This window comes from Maribellus maritimus (assembly GCF_022267315.1).
Classification (GTDB): domain Bacteria; phylum Bacteroidota; class Bacteroidia; order Bacteroidales; family Prolixibacteraceae; genus Draconibacterium; species Draconibacterium maritimum.
In genome coordinates, this window is record NZ_JAIKLE010000002.1 from 112,011 (window position 1) to 130,237 (window position 18,227).

The 18,227-nt window shown below is 37.2% G+C and carries 16 protein-coding genes; 8 read left to right on the forward strand and 8 right to left on the reverse strand.

What is annotated here, in order from left to right:
- The first annotated feature begins 99 nt into the window (after positions 1-99).
- The 5 genes from K5G00_RS02540 (at position 100) to K5G00_RS02560 (ending at position 7,253) form a co-directional block, all read left to right on the forward strand.
- Entirely contained in the window at positions 100-1,893 is a 1,794-nt protein-coding gene (locus K5G00_RS02540; protein WP_238764060.1) for a cation:proton antiporter, read from the forward strand.
- Between the two features lie 520 nt (positions 1,894-2,413).
- A complete protein-coding gene (locus K5G00_RS02545) occupies positions 2,414-3,184 on the forward strand; it encodes an SGNH/GDSL hydrolase family protein (RefSeq protein ID WP_238764061.1) in 771 nt (256 codons plus the stop codon).
- Positions 3,185-3,464: 280 nt separating this feature from the next.
- Entirely contained in the window at positions 3,465-3,941 is a 477-nt protein-coding gene (locus K5G00_RS02550; RefSeq protein ID WP_238764062.1) for a (2Fe-2S)-binding protein, read from the forward strand.
- A gap of 41 nt (positions 3,942-3,982) precedes the next feature.
- Positions 3,983-6,130: a xanthine dehydrogenase family protein molybdopterin-binding subunit gene (locus K5G00_RS02555; protein WP_238764063.1), complete on the forward strand. Its 2,148-nt coding sequence runs from the start codon at positions 3,983-3,985 to the stop codon at positions 6,128-6,130.
- Positions 6,131-6,587: 457 nt separating this feature from the next.
- On the forward strand, positions 6,588-7,253 hold the full coding sequence (locus K5G00_RS02560; protein ID WP_238764065.1) for an FAD-binding oxidoreductase: 666 nt from the start codon (positions 6,588-6,590) through the stop codon (positions 7,251-7,253).
- 16 nt (positions 7,254-7,269) lie between these two features.
- Here the strand turns inward: K5G00_RS02560 and K5G00_RS02565 are convergent, their stop codons facing one another.
- From K5G00_RS02565 to K5G00_RS02600, 8 genes are all read right to left on the reverse strand, one after another.
- Positions 7,270-8,094, reverse strand: coding sequence for a 3-keto-disaccharide hydrolase (locus tag K5G00_RS02565; protein ID WP_238764068.1), 825 nt, complete (start codon positions 8,092-8,094; stop codon positions 7,270-7,272).
- A 24-nt stretch (positions 8,095-8,118) separates the two neighbouring features.
- Positions 8,119-8,973, reverse strand: a complete 855-nt coding sequence (locus tag K5G00_RS02570; RefSeq protein WP_238764069.1) for an MBL fold metallo-hydrolase — start codon at positions 8,971-8,973, stop codon at positions 8,119-8,121.
- 161 nt (positions 8,974-9,134) lie between these two features.
- Complete coding sequence (locus tag K5G00_RS02575) at positions 9,135-9,782, reverse strand: peroxiredoxin (protein ID WP_158862026.1); 648 nt, start codon at positions 9,780-9,782, stop codon at positions 9,135-9,137.
- Positions 9,783-9,968: 186 nt separating this feature from the next.
- Positions 9,969-12,983 (reverse strand): peptidase associated/transthyretin-like domain-containing protein, encoded by a 3,015-nt coding sequence (locus tag K5G00_RS02580; RefSeq protein ID WP_238764071.1) that lies wholly within the window; start codon positions 12,981-12,983, stop codon positions 9,969-9,971.
- Positions 12,984-12,994: 11 nt separating this feature from the next.
- Complete coding sequence (locus tag K5G00_RS02585) at positions 12,995-13,882, reverse strand: hypothetical protein (protein ID WP_238764072.1); 888 nt, start codon at positions 13,880-13,882, stop codon at positions 12,995-12,997.
- Between the two features lie 94 nt (positions 13,883-13,976).
- Positions 13,977-14,615: a response regulator transcription factor gene (locus tag K5G00_RS02590; RefSeq protein ID WP_238764073.1), complete on the reverse strand. Its 639-nt coding sequence runs from the start codon at positions 14,613-14,615 to the stop codon at positions 13,977-13,979.
- The gene (locus K5G00_RS02595; RefSeq protein WP_238764074.1) at positions 14,612-16,543 is read right to left on the reverse strand and encodes a tetratricopeptide repeat-containing sensor histidine kinase; all 1,932 of its coding nucleotides are present in this window, start codon (positions 16,541-16,543) and stop codon (positions 14,612-14,614) included. Before K5G00_RS02595 ends, K5G00_RS02590 begins: the two co-directional genes overlap by 4 nt.
- Before the next feature lie 81 nt (positions 16,544-16,624).
- Positions 16,625-17,125 carry a hypothetical protein gene (locus K5G00_RS02600; protein ID WP_238764075.1) on the reverse strand — a complete coding sequence of 167 codons (501 nt, stop codon included), beginning with the start codon at positions 17,123-17,125 and terminating at the stop codon, positions 16,625-16,627.
- Between the two features lie 392 nt (positions 17,126-17,517).
- On the opposite strand from K5G00_RS02600, the gene rpmB reads away from it, so the two are divergent.
- Genes rpmB through K5G00_RS02615 form a run of 3 tightly spaced genes read left to right on the forward strand, consistent with a single transcriptional unit; the run spans position 17,518 to position 18,122 of the window.
- Positions 17,518-17,760 (forward strand): 50S ribosomal protein L28, encoded by a 243-nt coding sequence (rpmB, locus tag K5G00_RS02605; protein ID WP_238764076.1) that lies wholly within the window; start codon positions 17,518-17,520, stop codon positions 17,758-17,760.
- 12 nt (positions 17,761-17,772) lie between these two features.
- Positions 17,773-17,961, forward strand: a complete 189-nt coding sequence (gene rpmG / locus K5G00_RS02610) for a 50S ribosomal protein L33 (protein WP_238764079.1) — start codon at positions 17,773-17,775, stop codon at positions 17,959-17,961.
- Positions 17,962-17,969: 8 nt separating this feature from the next.
- A complete protein-coding gene (locus tag K5G00_RS02615; RefSeq protein ID WP_158862008.1) occupies positions 17,970-18,122 on the forward strand; it encodes a DUF4295 domain-containing protein in 153 nt (50 codons plus the stop codon).
- The last annotated feature ends 105 nt before the right edge of the window (positions 18,123-18,227 follow it).

Here is an 18,227-nt window from a genome sequence, read left to right on the forward strand (position 1 = left end):
TTTGTTTTTTGCCCTCTGCATTAACAAATTATTAAATACTTTAATGTCTTTTATTAGCTGAAATTTCTTTATATTGAAGTAAAGAAAATTAAAACAATTATGGAAGAATTCCACATAAACATATTGAATATTTCAGCCGTTCTGCTTTCGGCTTACCTGGGGGGCGTATTGATTCGCAAAATCGGTTACCCTGCAATTCTTGGGGAACTACTCATTGGAATTGTACTTGGACCTGCGGTTTTTGGTTTACTGGAATATACCGAGTCGATTAAAGTTTTGGCTGAGATTGGCATCGTTCTTCTTATGGTATACATCGGGATGGAAATCGACTTCCACGACTTAAAAAAGGCATCATGGCCTGGTTTACTGGCTGCTTTGGGTGGTTTCTTTGTTCCTTTTGTTTTAGGATATTTTACTGTTATTTGGTATGGTGGTACACCCATGTCCGGACTTTTTGTAGCAATTGCAATAGGAGTAACTTCATTGGCCACCAAGAGTCGAATTCTTATTGATTTGAAACTGCTTAACACGCGGATTGCTTTGGTTATGATGGCTGGTGCTCTAATCTCCGACACACTTGCCCTGGTTATTTTTTCGGGAATTACCAATTTTGCTGAGTCAAGTTCTGTCAATCTTCGGGAACTGTTTCTCATAAGCGGAAAAATTATTTTGTTTTTTGGTGTTACCATATCAGTAGGTATTTTCCTTCTCCCACGGCTTGGACGGTACCTCGTAAAATCGACATTAAACAATAGCACCGCTTATTTTACTATGATTTTAATTGTAACCTTCGGATATTGTGAATTGGCTGAACTCGCGGGAATGCACAGTATTTTGGGGGCATTTATGGCTGGTTTATTTTTAAAAGATAACCTGTTTCCCAAAAATATTACAAAAGAACTGAACAAAGCATTTTATGATGTTTCCATTGGTTTTATGGCACCTATCTTTTTTGTTTCAGCCGGTTTTTTTGTTGATCCTACCGTATTCAAAACCGATTTACTGTTGTTATTCATAATTACAACATTGGCCATAGTAGGCAAAATAGCAGGTACAGCGCTATTTTATTTGCCCTCAGGAAATGGTTGGCGAGAGGGAATAACCATTGGAACAGGTATGAATGGGCGTGGTGCTGTTGAAATTATTATTGCAGGTATCGGTCTTGAAATGGGCATTATAGATAAGACAATATTTTCAATTTTGGTTTTTATGGCCATTTTTACAACGCTTACAGTTCCGGTTCTGTTAAACTGGACAAGCAAATGGCTAAGAAGACGCGGTGAATTGGTTTACCTGGAAAAACGTAATGGTTTGCTTATTTTGGGCGTTAATCCGGTGAGTCTGCTTATGGCGAAATATATTTCAAAAAAAATGCCGGTAACCTTGGTTGACAATAATCGGGAAATGGTTGCCCTTGCGGAGAAAATGAACTTTAAATGTATTTATGGAAATGCCTTGGATGAAGATATAATAGCCGAATCAAATCCGGAGAATATTGATACTTTCGTCGGTCTAACTCCAAACAGCCAGGTGAATTTGCTGGTTGGCCGCCTTATGCATGAATCATTTTTAATACCTAATATGTATGTAGCAGTTGCAACAACAAAATCCGGAGTTGGAATCGATGTTTTGAAAAAATTTAGTGTAAGCACTTTATTTGCAAAGCCCGTTAGACTCGATACCTGGTTTCATCTGATTGAAGACCTAAAAGTGAAGGAAACATCTCAAGTTGTTGTTAAAGAGACTTCATGTAGTCTTTGGGTTGAAAAGTATGCAGATAATAATATACTTCCTTTGCTTGTAGAAACTCAGGATGAAACACTAAGACTGTTTCATTCAGATGGTCAATTAATGGCAGGCGAAAAAGTTATTTTTCTCAGGAGTGGGGAGTAGGTCATATATTAACTTTTTCGCTCTGGTGGTTTAAAGATTTTGACGATTATTTGAAGCTCTGACAGAAGTATATCCTATTCAATATTTCAATTTGATCAGAAAAATGATAACAGGGGAAGGGTCTGTGATTTTTGCATTATCGAATGATGATATGATTATTTCGTATGATTCGTATACAAAAAGAATTCGAAAACAAAGTGCAGCAGGGGAGAGTTGAAAGATTTGGGTGTTCAAAAACGGTAAAGGTTGGTTCCTTATATGATAACTCGAATTGAAAGGAATTGGTGCAATTTCGACTTTCGAAATTTTTATGGTGGGAAAAAGCAATCGATACCATTGGCGAATATTGAAAAAAAGACTCAATTTATAACTCATATGGAAAACGGCGTTCAATAATTCGTAAATTGGCTGGGCGAACTTTTTTGTATATTATTTCCCCAAAAGGTTTATAACTTATCGAGAAATGGCGTAATACAGAAATAAAATAAAAACAAAAGAATTATTACAAACGCTTTAAACTATGAAAATATCGAGAAAACGGTTTATTAAGGCATTGAGTATTACCGGATTTTTAGGCGGTGTAAATTTCCCTTATACAATATTGGCTGCCGATGCCGGAAATGCCGGCATAAAGGAGAAAAAGAGTAAAGGTTTAACCGTGTTGTTTCAGGGAGACTCAATCACTGATGGAAACCGCACACGGAATAATGATTGGAATCATGTAATGGGGCATGGCTATGCTTATCTTGTTGCAAGCCGTCTTTGGTTCGATTATATCAGCGAAGATTTAATGTTTTATAACCGGGGTGTCAGTGGAGATAAGATAAAGAATTTGGATGACCGCTGGAAAGAAGATACACTTGATCTCCATCCTGATGTGCTGAGTATTTTAATCGGGGTGAACGATGTGTCCCAGATTATTAAAAATGAAAATTCAATAGAAAATTGGAAGAAAACCTATATCAACGTTCTTGAAAAAACAAAAGATGCTCTTCCTGATACACAAATCGCGCTTTGCGAGCCTTTTGTACTCCCATACAATTGGGACGAAGAAAAAACAGAACTTTTCCATGAAGTTATTTCTAAAATGCAAAAGATTGTCAAACAACTCGCTGAAAAATATAATGCTGTTTTTATTGAATTGCAGCAGCCTTTTAAAGATGCCTGTAAAAAAGTTCCCGCAAGTTATTGGGTTTGGGATGGAATTCATCCTATGCCGGCAGGGCATGAGTTGATTGCCCGCCTTTGGATAAAAGCGATGAAAAAGAGACTCAATTTTATAGAAGAATGACTTAAAATAGTATAAGCAGGTATAAAATAGCTTTTAAAATATATTCTTACCCAGGCTTCCCGATTGTTTTTCAATGTTATACATTTATATAAAGCGTATTAAATATAAATGGTATAAATTGTTTTTTGTATCTTAATGGACAAATCTTAATTATTTTTTTTGATATCACAAAATATCTGGAGAGATTACACAGTGAAAAAACTGTGTTTTTAAATTACGAAGAATTCAGAACAATAATGACCAAAACGGATAAGTCTGAAATGAACAAATCACTACATATATGACGGAAAAAATTCAATTTGAGCTAAATGGAAAAAAAGTAGCTTTGGAATTAGATACTGACCAGACACTACTTTGGGTGATTAGAACAGAATTGGGCCTTACCGGAACAAAATACGGTTGCGGAGAGGGGTATTGCGGTGCCTGTACAGTTTTGATTGACAACGAAGCTGTTCGATCCTGTGCAACCAAAATTGGAGAAGTATCTGGTAAAAAAGTGGTAACCATTGAAGGCTTGGCCAAAGGGAAAGAACTTCATCCGGTACAGAAAGCATTTGTAGAACACGATGCTCTTCAGTGTGGCTACTGTACGCCAGGAATGATAATGAATGCGGTAGGGCTGTTAAATCAAAATTCAAACCCCTCAAAAGAAGACATCATTTGGGGTATGGAAGACAACTTGTGCCGATGTGGGGCACATAACCGGATTGTTGAAGCCATTCAAACAGCTGCTGACAAGATGAAAGGCAGCAGTTAAAAAGAGCTTAAAGTGTTTGTTGAAATTTTAAAGAAAACGAAATGGATGAATTAAAAGATTTTAAAGAATACTTGAAAACACATGTTCCCGATGTCAAAAGAAGGGCATTTTTAAAATGGATGGGTGGCGGACTTTATGTTTTTTTCAACCCCGGTGTTGCTTTTAACGCTTTGGGAGGAGAAGGAGAACAGCGGCAAAGTGTACCCGATGACTTTAACGCTTTTCTTCGAATTCACGAAGATGGAACGGTCACCTGTTTTGTTGGAAAAATTGATATGGGGCAGGGAGCCATTACATCATTTCCTCAAATGGTTGCCGACGAACTTGATGTTGAATACGATAAGGTGAAAATGGTTTTGGGTGATACAGATTTATGTCCCTGGGATATGGGCACCTTTGGATCGATGTCGGTGCGTATTCTAGGTCCGTCAGTAAGAGCTGCGGCTGCTGAAGCTCGGGGAGTATTGCTTCAAATGGCCGCTGAAAAATTGGGCGTTGAACCAGAAGAGCTTTCAGTTGAAAGTGGTGTGATTTTTAATAAAAATAATAAGAAACAAAAGGTTACTTACCCGGAGTTAACAAAAGGGCAGAAGATTGCCCGTTACATGGACAAAAAACCCGAAGTAAAAGAATATTCGGAATTAAGAGTGATGGGAACACCAAAACTCCATCAGGATGCGGTGGACAAAGTTACCGGTAAAGCATTGTACTCAGGAGACATTCGGAAACCAGAGATGGTTTATGCACGTATAGTCCGGCCACCGTCGCACGCTGCCAAACTGGTATCTGCCGACACATCAGATGCAGAAAAGATAGAAGGTGTCGAAATTGTAAAAGATGGTGATTTAGTCGCCGTATTACATAAAAATCCGGAAATAGCGGATAAGGCAAGAAAGCTAATAAAAGCGGAGTTTGAAATTGAAAAGGAGAAAGATATTAATAACGCTAATGTGTTTGAATACCTTCTTGCGAATGCGCCGGAAGGAAACAGTAATATTGACAAGGGCGATCTTCAGGAAGGCAGAAAGCAGTCGACTTCAGTTTTCGAAAATGAATATCACGATGGTTATGTTGCTCATTCACCCATGGAGGCGCACACTGCAATGGCATACATGGAAGGCGATAAAATGATTGTTCGTGCGGGCACACAAACGCCTTTCCCGGCTAAAAGTAATATTGCCCGTGTGCTTGGGGTGGAAGAAGAAAAAGTGCGGGTGCAGCCACCGTTTCTGGGAGGAGGATTTGGAGGAAAATCTTCTCATCAGCAAGCTATAGAAGCAGCTCGTTTGGCGAAAATCACAAAAAAACCGGTTATGGTTGACTGGAATCGGAAAGAAGAATTTTTTTATGATGAATTTCGCCCGGCTGCTATCATAAAAGTGAATTCGGGAATTGACGGTAACGGAAAAATAACGTTTTGGGATTATCATGTGTATTATGCAGGTGACAGGGGAGCAGAAACCATGTATAATGTTCCGCACCAAAAGCGAACGGTTTACGGACGTGGTTGGCGCGCGCCGGGAATACATCCTTTCCCAACCGGAGCCTGGCGTGGTCCGGGTAATAGTACCAATACTTTTGGGCGCGAGGTTCAGGTTGATATTATGGCCGCCAAAGCAAGTATCGACCCTGTGGAGTTTCGCCTGAAAAATCTTACGGATAAGAGAGCTATTGATGTACTGGAAGAAGTGGCAAAAATGGCTGACTGGAAACCGACTAAATCTCCGAGCGGGAGAGGATTTGGTGTATCTATTGGTTTTGATGCCGGAACCTACGTGGCGCATATCGTACAGATTGATGTAAATAAAGAGACAGGAGAGATAAAAGTAAATAAAGTCTGGTGTGCACAGGAAATGGGATTTTGTGTCAATCCACAGGGAGCAACCATTCAAATGGAAGGCTGTATAAATATGGGGCTGGGGTACGCTTTGAAGGAAACGGTTGAATTTGAAGGAGGCAAAGTAAAAACCAACAATTTCGATTCTTATGAAATTCCTCGTTTTTCGTGGATTCCAGAGATTCAAACAAAAATTTTGGACCGACACGAACCTCCTCAGGGAGGTGGTGAGCCTGCCATTGTTTGTATGGGAGCTGTTATCGCTAATGCTGTTTATGATGCAACCGGAGCACGGCTTTACGAAATGGCAATGACACCGGAACGTGTGCTTGAAGCTCTGAAAAAAGTATAGCCATAATAAGATATCCGGCGAAAGGTTATCTCTAAAAATCAAGACAATATTAGAATGTCATCCTGAAACAATTTCAGGATGACGGAGGAACTTACTTTTTACGTGAGCTTTTTTATACTCGTGCTTTGTGCCTGTGTTTCAAAAAAAGAGATTTGGCACGTGACCTTTTTCCGCACTGGGGAAAGCTTTCCCCGATTCCCTTACGCCGTTTTTTATCATCATTTTTAATCATAAGCGGTAAGAATATCATTTTTTTAGTTTATAATTTTGAGATTGAGGTGTAATGTGTTTATTTTTAACATGTTGGGGTGATGTTGACTGAGCTGTGAAATTGCTTAAGCAACAAAGACAGATTCCTATCCGTAACAAAAGGATTTATTTGGTTTATGGTAATTGATTTGTGTTATAGGATATACAACAAAATATTAAATAAGAAGGAAATAAACTAAAATAAATTATGGAGTATAAAGTAAAAATTGAACAAAAAAAATGGCTTACGCATGATGTAATTCAATTATTGTTGAAACGGCCGGCAGATTTCAGCTACAAGGAAGGGCAGGCTATTGAAGCGACGATTGACTCCAAAGAATACAAAGATGCCTGGTCTCCTTTTACGCTTACAAGTTTAAACAAAGATGAAGATTTACAACTTACAATAAAGGTTTATCCTAAACATAACGGAGTTACACTGGCTCTTTCAAAGTTAAAAGAAGGCGATAGTTTTCTGATTACCGAACCGTGGGATTCATTTAAAAATAAAGGTTCGGGAGTATTTATTGCCGGAGGAACAGGCGTAACTCCCTTTATTGCTTTGTTGCGACAAATGGAAGTGGATGGGAATATCGACGGAAGTACACTGATATTTTCCAATAAATCAGAAAAAGATATTTTTCTTTTTGATGAATTTAAACGAATGCTGGGGGATAACTTTATCAATGTGCTAACCCGTGAAAAAAATGAAAAATATTTACACGGAAGAATAAATAAACGTTTTCTGAAAGAGCAGTTTTCTAATTTCAACCAACCGTTTTATTTATGCGGGCCCGACAACTTTGCAGATGATATTAAACTTCACCTTAAAGAGTTAGGAGCAGGTGATGATTTGGTGAACGTGAGTTTATAGAATTTTTTTCACAACATCAATTTCTGTTTTTCGATAAAGGTTCTAATTCAATCTTTCGGATAAACAATTCTGCACTTTCCGATTGGATTTGAATTTTGCCCTTTGCCGGTTTTACATCCGTTGCCCTGTTAACCAGTTTTCCATTCAAAAAAATGGTGATCTGATTTCCATCCGCAATACATTCCAGTTGATTCCATTCTCCTAAAGGTTTTTCAGCATCGTTTTCACCCCGGAATCCAAGCGTATCCTTCCATTTAGGGTCACGTTGCATCCAGTTAATACGGCCAGAAGAGATACTTTCTTTCTTCCCGTCGGGTTGAAAGATAAACGAATTCCCTTGTTTTTCATCTGCTACTGTTGATGTGACATTAAAATTATCGGTACCATCGCCAACAACAATTATGTCTCCGGTTCCGCCTTCAATCATTTGACATTCGATAGAGTACATCCATATGCCACCTGATGCACCGTCTTCACCCACTGAATGAATAAGCAGACCACTGTCGCGGGCTTTTTCTGCCCTCGGAGGGTGATTGGTTTTTCCCCATTTGAATTCAACAAGTACCCGATAATTGTCATATTCTTTGTTTGTAGTAATACATCCCCATTCTTCCCCGGAAATATGGATCATTCTATCTTTTACAGAAAAAACATTTTTCGGATCATTATTTTTGCCTCGTTCTTTCAAAAAAGTATACCAGCCGTCTAAATTTTTCCCGTTAAAAAGTTGAATCGTTTTATTATTTGAATTCTGTTTTTCCGGGTTTTCAGATGCATAACTTTTATCAGAAACAGCAACTGCAAAAAGGATACAAAGCGTAAAAGAGAATAGATTTTTCATATCAATGTTTTTTAAAAAGGAGAATTACATTTTATTTATTTCGTTGTAAACCGATTCCACAAGCCGACTTTCATTTTCTGCAAACGCTGATTTTACTTCTTCCTGCGTTTTTCCTTCTGCAACCATATTTTTAATTTTTTGTTGAAGGGCTGTAATTTCAATCAAGTGTTTTTCAATATCGGCGCGTGTTTTAATTTCAGAATGCCCGGAGCAGAATTTTTCAGCATCAATGGTAGCAAGGAGCTTTTTTGTAGTTTTTACGTGTTCAAAAGAATTTCCTCCTTTATAGGAATGAATCAGTTGGGGGCGCTCAAAAAATACCTGGTCGCCAATAAAAGCCGTTTTTTCTTCCGGAAAATATACAACAATGTCGCCTGTTGTATGCCCAATCCCAAAGTAATAAAGTTCAATGGTTTTGCCTCCTAAATAAAGTTGCATTTTATCATTGAACGTAATTTCCGGAACAAATGGCATCATTTCGTCGCCTGACCAGTTGGACGCTGAACCATCGCGTTGTGGTAAAAGAAATTCTTTCCGGCAGTTTTCGTGTGCTATAATGGTAACTTCTTTTGGGAAAAATTGATTCCCGTTTATGTGGTCGCCATCGCTATGTGTATTTATCAGTATCGTAACCGGATTGTCGGTCAATTTTTTTACAGCTGAAAAAATGCCATCAACCGAAGTTTTATCCATTTTTGAGTCTATAATTACCACCTGGTTGTCGCCAATATACATACCACCGTTGGCACCTCTACCGCCTGATACCTGATAAAGGTTATCAGAAATTTTGTCTAATGTTACCGTTGAATTTTCCTGATTTTGAGCGCATAAAAATAGAACGGAAAATGTATAAATGGTTAGCAATGATATTTTTTTCATGTCGGTTTTTATTATGTTAGATTTTGAAAATGTAAGATACAAAATTTTGTTTTTTAGAATGTCTACTTTTACACTTTAACTTAGCAATCGGTGGGTAAAAATAAAAAGAGGCTGAATTGCAAAACAGCCTCTTTTCCAAGAAATTATTAATGTATCAAATCTTACAAATCTTTTTTTGCAAGGTAGAAGTCAACCATTTCATAATCACTTTTTTCGCGTTCTTCCATTTCTGCCACTGTTTTTGGCGGTGGAACAATAACTTTTTCACCCGGTTTCCAGTCAAGCGGACACGCAACACCATGTTTGTCGGTTGTTTGAAGAGCAGTAAGTACCCTTACGATTTCATCCATATTTCTACCAACGTTTAACGGGTAGTACATAATTAAACGGATTTTCCCGGTAGGGTCAATAAAAAATACGGCACGAACTGCTGCTGTTTCACTTTCATTTGGCTGGAGCATTCCGTACAATTGAGACACTTTCATATCAATATCCGCGATAATCGGAAAATCGAATAAAACACCTGTGTTTTTCTTAACGTTATTTACCCAGGCTACATGAGCGTGAATACTGTCGATACTTAAACCAATAAGTTTGGTATTTAATGCCCTGAATTCGTCGCCGCGAACAGCAAAACCACTCATTTCGGTAGTACATACCGGAGTAAAATCAGCAGGATGAGAAAACAAAATCGTCCAGCTATCTTTGATGTACTCTGAAAATTGAATTGGACCATGTGTTGTGTTGGCTTTAAAATCGGGAGCCATGTCACCAATTCTTGGCATTTGTGCTACATTTTGTTCTTCCATAATGGTTTTATTTAAATATTTTATATTAAAATTTTCTTCGATAGTAGAACAAGAATAAAGAGAATAAGTTCAAAAGAACATAAGTTATTTTCAATTTCTGTATCGATTTTTTTTATGGTAAATAGACTTGGTTTAATCAGTAACGTACGGGTATTTTTTCTGATTTTATGGAAAGATATAAATATGCTAATTTCTTGGACAGTGAACTGTAAAATTCCAACTTGTTCCACTGGTTCCGTCACAATTCGGATTTACTCTTACTGTAACTGTTGATGAACGCCCGTTTAAATTTAAAGGTATACTGCCATCTGCACCAACACAACCGGAATTAAATATAGTTTGTCCGCCCTGAGTAACAATGATTTGATCTTTTATGTCATAGGTGTCGTAGTCAAATACAAAGGTTCCGAAAGATTGTCCCAGGTTAATGTTATGTACTTCAGGGGCATCTCCGCCAGCTTCCTGTTTGTCGTTGCAGTTACTTTGATGAACAACAGCTTGCTGAGTTTGGGTACCTGAACCAGAACTAGTGGATGTTCCGCTAAAGGGGTTATTTCCGCTTGCTGCACTAATAATATCTATTGTAGCAGATAACAAGCCGTTCCAGTCTATATCCGGTTTTTTTCTTTCGGGTACACAGCCTGTTCGGCTGCTGTTCCATTTATAACCGGGGAGGCATTCACAGTAATATTGATTTGATGTCGGGTCGTAAACAGCTTCGGTGTTGGGATACAATGAACAATCTTCATTTTGAAATTGCTCGGTTGTTATTTTTTCACAATGTAGATTATCATCTGCCCACTGATAGCCGGCAATACAATCACAGTAAACCTCCTGCGCAACAGGGTCCCAAACAGGTTCTGTGTTTGGGTACGAAGTACAATCGGAATTGGCAAGGGCATCTTCCCAATCCGGAATACAACCTGTTCCTTCTTTGTTCCATACATAACCGGGAAGACATTCGCAAATAACTTCCTGTAATCTGTCATCCCAAACCGGGCGTGAATTAAAATATCCCGAGCAGTCAGAATTGGTGATCTGCAGCGCTTGCCCTTCCACACACCCTGTCCCTTCTTTATTCCACACATAACCTGGTTTACACTCACAAATGGCTTCATTTGAAGCATAATCCCAAATAGCTTGCGTGTTGGAATACTGGGAACAGTCGGAATTTTCAAGAATTAGCTTGATGTCGGGGACACATTTTTTTTGTGTTTCGTCCCATGTATAATAGTCACTGCATGTGCAAACGACCATTTCGTTAACTGCATCCCAAACTGCTGTAGCATAGGGATCTCCTGCACAATCGGAGTTTTTTATTCGCTCGTCAATATCGATGGCAGTTGTGTCCGGGCCAGGTGGAGACGGTATGCTGTCCTGTGTCGTAGTGGTTCTTATGCTGTCTTGACTAACAGATGATGTAGTATCCTGATCCTGGTCTTCGTAGGGTTGATTAAGTTCTACGCGGTATGTGTTGTCTTTTAGTCCGGGCTCAACGCGAATGTCGGTACTCACCGGATTTCCATCGGGTGTTGTGGCGGAGACAGTCATGTTCGTGTTGTTATTCAGCATCATTAAAATATAATATGAAAAATAGCCGCTGGCTGATGTAATGATTTTATGATCGGAATCACCTGAATAAAACATTGAATTTAAGCCAACCTGTAATTTTGCTCCGCTAACAGGAATTCCGTTGCCGTTATTTACAGTTCCGTAAATATTTACCGGAACATTTTCTTCCAGGTTTCTGATAATTCTGTCGAGCTGGTTCAGGTTGTCATGATGTTTACTCAGATAATAGTTTTTTATCATTGAGGTTAAAATATCATGGGTGGCTATGTTATAATACTTTAATTCATTCCATGTATACTCCAGTTCGTTGGAATTGAGTAATCTTGCAAGCCAGCTAAATCCGATTTTATCCATGTAGAACTGTTCAACTTTTTGTTTGTTGCATGTATTGATAGTTGCATAGGAATATTGGAAAAGTTGCTGTATTCTGTTTATTCTTTTTTGAACTTCATCGGTATAGATTTTCCAGCCGTATTCCTTTTGAAAAGATTTTACAATAAACTCCAGGTCGGTTGCTTTTTGACTGTGTCCGTTGCTTCTTAACCATTGAATGGTGGAAAAGATGTCATCCCTTCCTGAATGCAGTTTGTCTTTTTTGCCCTGTATCCATTTGTTGTTCAAATAAAAATATAAATCAGTAGCATAATCTTCGCTTTGATAGGTGTTGTTGTACACCGGATTATAGACATTCTGATTTAATGGACAAACTCTTCCGGCATTTGGAAATTGCTGAATAAAAGATGTTCTCTTGTTTTTGTTGGCTGACGCATAAGTTCCTCCATCAGCATTAATACAACCTTGGTTCAGATTTTTTTCAAATACATTTTCCAATCCTTTTGCAGCTGAAAGAACACCTTTTCCCAACGTGAAAATGGGTGTGATTAAATCGCCGATTATCGGTACTTTTCCGCCAAATGACTCACCCAGTTCAAGCAACATTTCAATTTTATATACCGGGTCATCCGAACTCATCGCTGATGCAACCGTTGAAAAAGCACTTATCGGATCGGCCAGCTTGTCGTATCCTACGGAGAGGACTTTGTCGAGATCGTCAATGAGGTAAAAATAGTCTGATTTTATTCCATATTTTTTTAAAATCGCCGTAACCTCCGATTCATAATCTTCGTTGTCCGGCGCTAAGCCGGAAATTCCTTCTGCCGCATCTAAAAGTGCTTTTATTTTTTCTTTTCCGGCTGAAAAAAGGCCGGAACATTGGTCGTAAATTTCAAATGATTCTTTATCGATATAGCTTGAAGCATAATTTATTAACCCTTGTTTTACCCATCCTTTCATTTCATCTTTTAAAAGACCGCTCCTTGTTAACGAAGGATCGTCTTTTACTTTTTGCTGGATTTTTTGGTAAGTGTCGTTTGCCTGATTTATAAAATTTGGATCAGAAGGGTTTATTCCAAAAGGTTCAAGCGGTTCTAATATGATTGAAAAATAGGTTTCTTTCGTTACCCAGGCTTCTGCACTTTGAACTGATGTAGTTAATTTACTGGTAATCTCATCCTCGATTTCTTCTTTTAATGCCTTCGATAGTTGGTCTTGATCTACAGTTATTTGTGAGGAAGAAAATTGGGCTATCAAAATGAAATGAATGATAATTATGAGGAAATTCCGAAACATTATTCATGGGTTTAAAAATAAAATCTAAGTCCAAGATAAAACGCAGTCATGTTGAAGTCTTCATAGTTTTCCAGAATTTCGGTCAGCCAGAATTCAGTTCCCAGTTCCAACATTACAGTTTCGCTGCCAATTTTAACTCTTCCCAGGAAATTAACAGAATTGTTTTTTCCTGTTCTTCCGAGTATTGTTTTATCGGTTTCTGTAGAAACCATTTTTGTATTTATCTCGGCACCGGCTTCTGCCATAATCATCATTCCGCTGTAGTTTAAACGATATCCTAAGAAAACAGGGATTCGTCCGAAATAGTAAAACTGTGAATCGTCGTCTCCGCTGTTTTCAAGTGTTGCCAGATAGGCATTAAAATGAACCCCTGTACCAAAATATATTTCATTTCCAAACAGCTGTTCCATACCTATTTCTATTCCGGGTACAAGGTCATTTTCGAGTAACAAGGCCTCTCCAAGATTCGAAAATTTAATGTCGAGCAAAAGAGATGTGTTATTAAATTTTATTGGAGTATCTGCCGTTTGATTTTGTACATTTTTAATACCGGGAGCAGTAGTGTGTTGTGGGGGAACAGCGGTAACTGTATTGTTTTTACTGTCCGAGTTTACAGGTTGTGATTCAGCTTTAATCTGATTTGTTATTTCTCCCGGGTCACATTGGGCCGTTGAATAGTTTTCGTCGATCCATTTTTGTGCTACCTGGCGAAAAGGAAATCCCCCTTTTATGGGAACGTAATTTGGCGATCGTTTATCAGCATCAACGACTTTTACTGTATTGTCTGTTTTGTCGCAAACAACCGTAAATGTTTTTTGTGCATATCCGTTTAAGGAGAAAGAAAGAAGAAAAATGATAAAACCAAATTGTATTAGCTGTTGAGTAAAATATTGTTTCATACTGTCGAGGTTAGATTAAATTCTGGTTTTTGTACAAATTTAACTTTCTCGAAGGCGGCTTAAAATACCTACTACTAGGTATATTTTTTAGGAACTAATAATTCAGATCAAGATTTTTGAGTGCATAATTTACTAAACCGGTATTACTTTTTATTCCCAGCTTTTTGTGTATGTTTTTACGGTGAGTATCAATGGTAAATTTGCTTAGCTTTAGTTCGGTTGCCATTTGTAAGGTAGTTCTTCCCTTTGCAATCAAACCAAGGATTTCTTTTTCGCGGCGGGTGAGGGCAAGTTCGTTTTCATCGGGAGTATTGGAAAACCACGAATTAAAGTTTTCCGGCAGGCTTTTGCTAAAATATTTTTTGCCGTGTAATAAACTTTTTAACGCCAGCAGAAGCTCTTGCTTGTCTGCTTCCTTCGTTACAAAACCTTTCGCCCCGGCCTCCAGCATCTCAAATACATCAGCACTCTGGTCAAACATCGTTAATGCAAGTACCGGAATATTTGGATAATTTTTAGTTAGTATTTTTGTAGCAGCAATTCCATCCATAACAGGCATTCGAATATCCGTCACAATTACATTTGGAAGAGGACCTTTTTCAACTGCTTTGACAAGTTCCAGCCCGTTTGCGGCTTCAATTACGATTTTAACATCAATTTGATTGGATAAAATTGATTTTATACCATCTATAAATAACTTGTGATCGTCGGCAATCGCTACTTTAATTTTCATAAAGGAATATTTAAAATGACTGTGGTTCCGTTTCCCGGAGTTGAATCAACAACAATGTTACCGTCAATATTTTCAATCCTTTTTTCAATATTTGTCAGGCCAAGGCCTATTTTTACTTCGTTTAAACTGAACCCCTTTCCGTTGTCTTCAACCATAATATTTAGCCGGTTATCATCTTCCGAGAACTGAATAATTGCTTCAGTAGCTTCAGCGTGTTTGATAATGTTGGTAAGCAATTCCTGAACACTTCTGAAAACCTGAATTTCGATATTGTTTTTTATGCGTTTGTTTACATTGATGTTGATAACATCGATTTGCAGTTTTTCTGAAATTGAAATTTCTCTTGCAATTGTTTTTATTGAAGGAATCAATCCCTGATTGATTAAAGCTCCAAAATTTTTATTGTGAGCTATTTTTCGCACTTCTTTGTAAGTTTCATCGGAAAGTGATTTTAATTTTTCAATTAATTCTTCCTTTCCGTTACTTTTCGATGTTTTGAGTTCTTCAATGTATAATTTCAGCGTTGCAATTTTGCTTCCCAGGTTGTCGTGTAAATCGTCGGCTATCCGACTGCGTTCTTCCTCCTGCGCCGAAATAATCGCATCGATTCCGTTTAATTCCTGAGTTTTTAAAATTTGGGTAATTTCCTGTTGTTTGATTTTTAGGTTTTGTTCGGCGACAATTCTTTTGCGTGTTGAGCTCTTTAGCAAAAGATAGACAATAAAGATAGTAGCCGCTAAAATTCCGAGAACGATAAAAAGTAAATTTCTGTTTCTGTTTTTCTTGACCTCAACTTCCAGATTTTTGGTTTGCAGTTCAAATATTTCTTTTTCTTTCTTTTCTGTTTCGTATTTTGTTTGAATTTCGGTGAAAATTTTTTTGTTTTCAGCATTCAAAATACTGTCGTTTAGTTGTTGTGATTTTTCAGAATATACCAAAGCTTTTGCAGGTTGACTGAGTTTGTTATAACAATCTTTGAGTTGGTTGTATGCAAATACCAGCTGTTTACCTTTTACAATCCCGGCTACCTGTTTGTAGTAGGAAATGGCAGTTTTATAATCACCGTTTTTCATGCTTAAATATCCGAGGTTTCCGAGCGTAACCTCAATCCCGGCTTTTAGGTTGAGCTCATTTTTTAACTGGATGGTTTTTTCCAGATAACCTTTTGCTTTTGCAGGGGCCGTATCTAAATAAATACTACCCAGATTGTTGTAAATAATAGATAGTGAGCGTTTATTTCCTTTTTTTTCGGCGAGTTCTTCTGCCTCCAGATTGTACCCAATGGCTTTAAGTGTATCTCCGTTTTTATAATGTTGTGCCGCCAGATTAGGAAGAGTAATCAGTTGAAAAGAAAACAGGTTTTGTGTTTCAAACACATCCAGTGCTCGTTTATTGTAATCAATTGCCTGTTCAAAATTTTCAAGTTCGGCCAGCGCAGTTGAAATGTTGCTGTAACATTTTGCAGCATTTAGCTTGTCTCCGTTTTCTTCAAAATATGCAGCACTTTCTGTGAGTGTTTTTATGGTGCCGTTGTAATCGCCCTGCCGGAGTTGCACTGCTCCTAAACTAATGTTTATGATGGCCACTCTTTTATCATCATTCAGTTTGCTTAATGTTTCTTTTGCTTTAATGAAATAATAGACAGCAGAATCCATGTCTGCCATAAAAAAATAAAACCTTCCCAGTTGATTGCTGGCTTCGGCTTTTAATGAGTCGTTATTATTAAATTGCTCTGCCTTTTTTGCAAACTCTTTTCCTTTTTGAAGATCAATTCCCTCATAAAGTTTTGAGAGTTCAAGATTTATTTTTGCGGTCTCAAATTTATCAGTTGTTGAGTTTAAAAGTGAATTTAAACTATCGATTGTGGAGTTTTGTGCGTGGCTGTGAATAACAAAAAGACAAAATAGTATAGGGAAAATTAGCTTCAATTTGTTTTTCTTTTAAAAATACAAAATAATTAACACGGAGTAATAACTGCGGATTCTGCTGTAAATTAAACATACGATAAATTACCACGTAACTTGTAAAGTATGATTTAAGTACACCGGGTTTACAGCATATTCGGCAGTCTCTTCGTAGTTCATACTGTTGGAATATTTATATTCCTTTGTATCTCCGGTAAGCGGATCTTCTCCTTTAACGGTAATGGTGTAATTTACCTTATCTTCCAGATTTGCAAATTTATAGGTGAAAATATATGCAAAATTGGCATATCCTTCCTCGTCTGTCGTCGCCTCCTTATCGAAAATACCATTAATGGTGCCGCTACAATATTCTTTATATATGTTAATTTCAACATGCGCGCCCCAATAATCTTCACCTTTGCTGTTTTTGATATGAATTGCTGGTGAGAATGATTTTTCAAACGAAGGTTGTTCTGTTTCTTTGCATTTATTTTCACTATCTTCCGAAATTAAATCACAAGCACTAAAAAATAGAATAATGAAACATAAAAATAACTTTTTCCGCTGCTGTGTGTTGACGTCTGGATAATTTTTTAAGGTAAGCATAGTTAATTAATTTGATTTTTATTTTTTTGATTGAAAGTTGTTCCAATTTTATTTTCTCAAAGGAACAGGGTATTTTATTGTTAACAAAGGTAAAGGGATCGCATTGTCGCAGAAATACCTAATGTTAGGTATATTGGATACTAAACTGTTCTGCAAGATGGATTTAAATGTGTGTGTTATCAATTATTTTTTTTAGTTTTTAGTTTAGATGTTAATTTTGTAGCTGGCTTTAAAATATTTTATTGTTGGGAGTCAAAATAGTAGTTAACAATTAATTGTTAATTGTTTATTGAAAAATTGGGGCAACAACTTGATTATTTATTAAAAAAGTATTTTCTTTGCAAGCCGTTTGAATAACGTGTTTGTTTTGATCACAAAGAAATAAAAAGGAAATGTCACGAGTTTGTCAAATAACAGGGAAAAAAGCATTGGTGGGAAATAATGTATCTCACTCAAAAAGAAGAACTAAAAGAACGTTCGATGTAAACCTGTTTAAAAAGAAATTTTATTTACCGGACGAAAATCGCTGGGTAAATTTAACAGTTTCTGCTGCAGGAATCCGCACAATAAATAAAAACGGAGTAAAATCTGCATTGCAGAACGCAGTTGAGAAAGGTTATATTGATAAATATTAAAGATATTTAGAAATGGCAAAAAAAGGAAAAGGTAACAGGATTCAGGTTATTCTGGAGTGTACAGAGCACAAAGATAGTGGTGTGCCAGGAACTTCAAGGTACATTACTACCAAAAACAGGAAAAATACACCTGAACGTATGGAGTTGAAAAAATACAACCCGATATTAAAAAAGGTTACAGTTCATAAAGAAATAAAATAGGATAAGTTATGGCAAAGAAAGCGGTTGCTACATTACAAAAAGGAGCTGGTAAAGGTTATGCCAAAGTAATTAAAATGGTGAAATCGGAAAAAACCGGTGCATATTCTTTTAAAGAAGAAGTGGTTCCGAACGACGACGTAAAAAATTATTTTAAAAAATAATCCCGGAATCGGGAAAATGCCTACAGAACAGAAAAAGCTTTCATCAATGGTGGAAGCTTTTTTTGTATTTGTTTCAGGCTGACTTTCTAATTTAAAAATTATTAT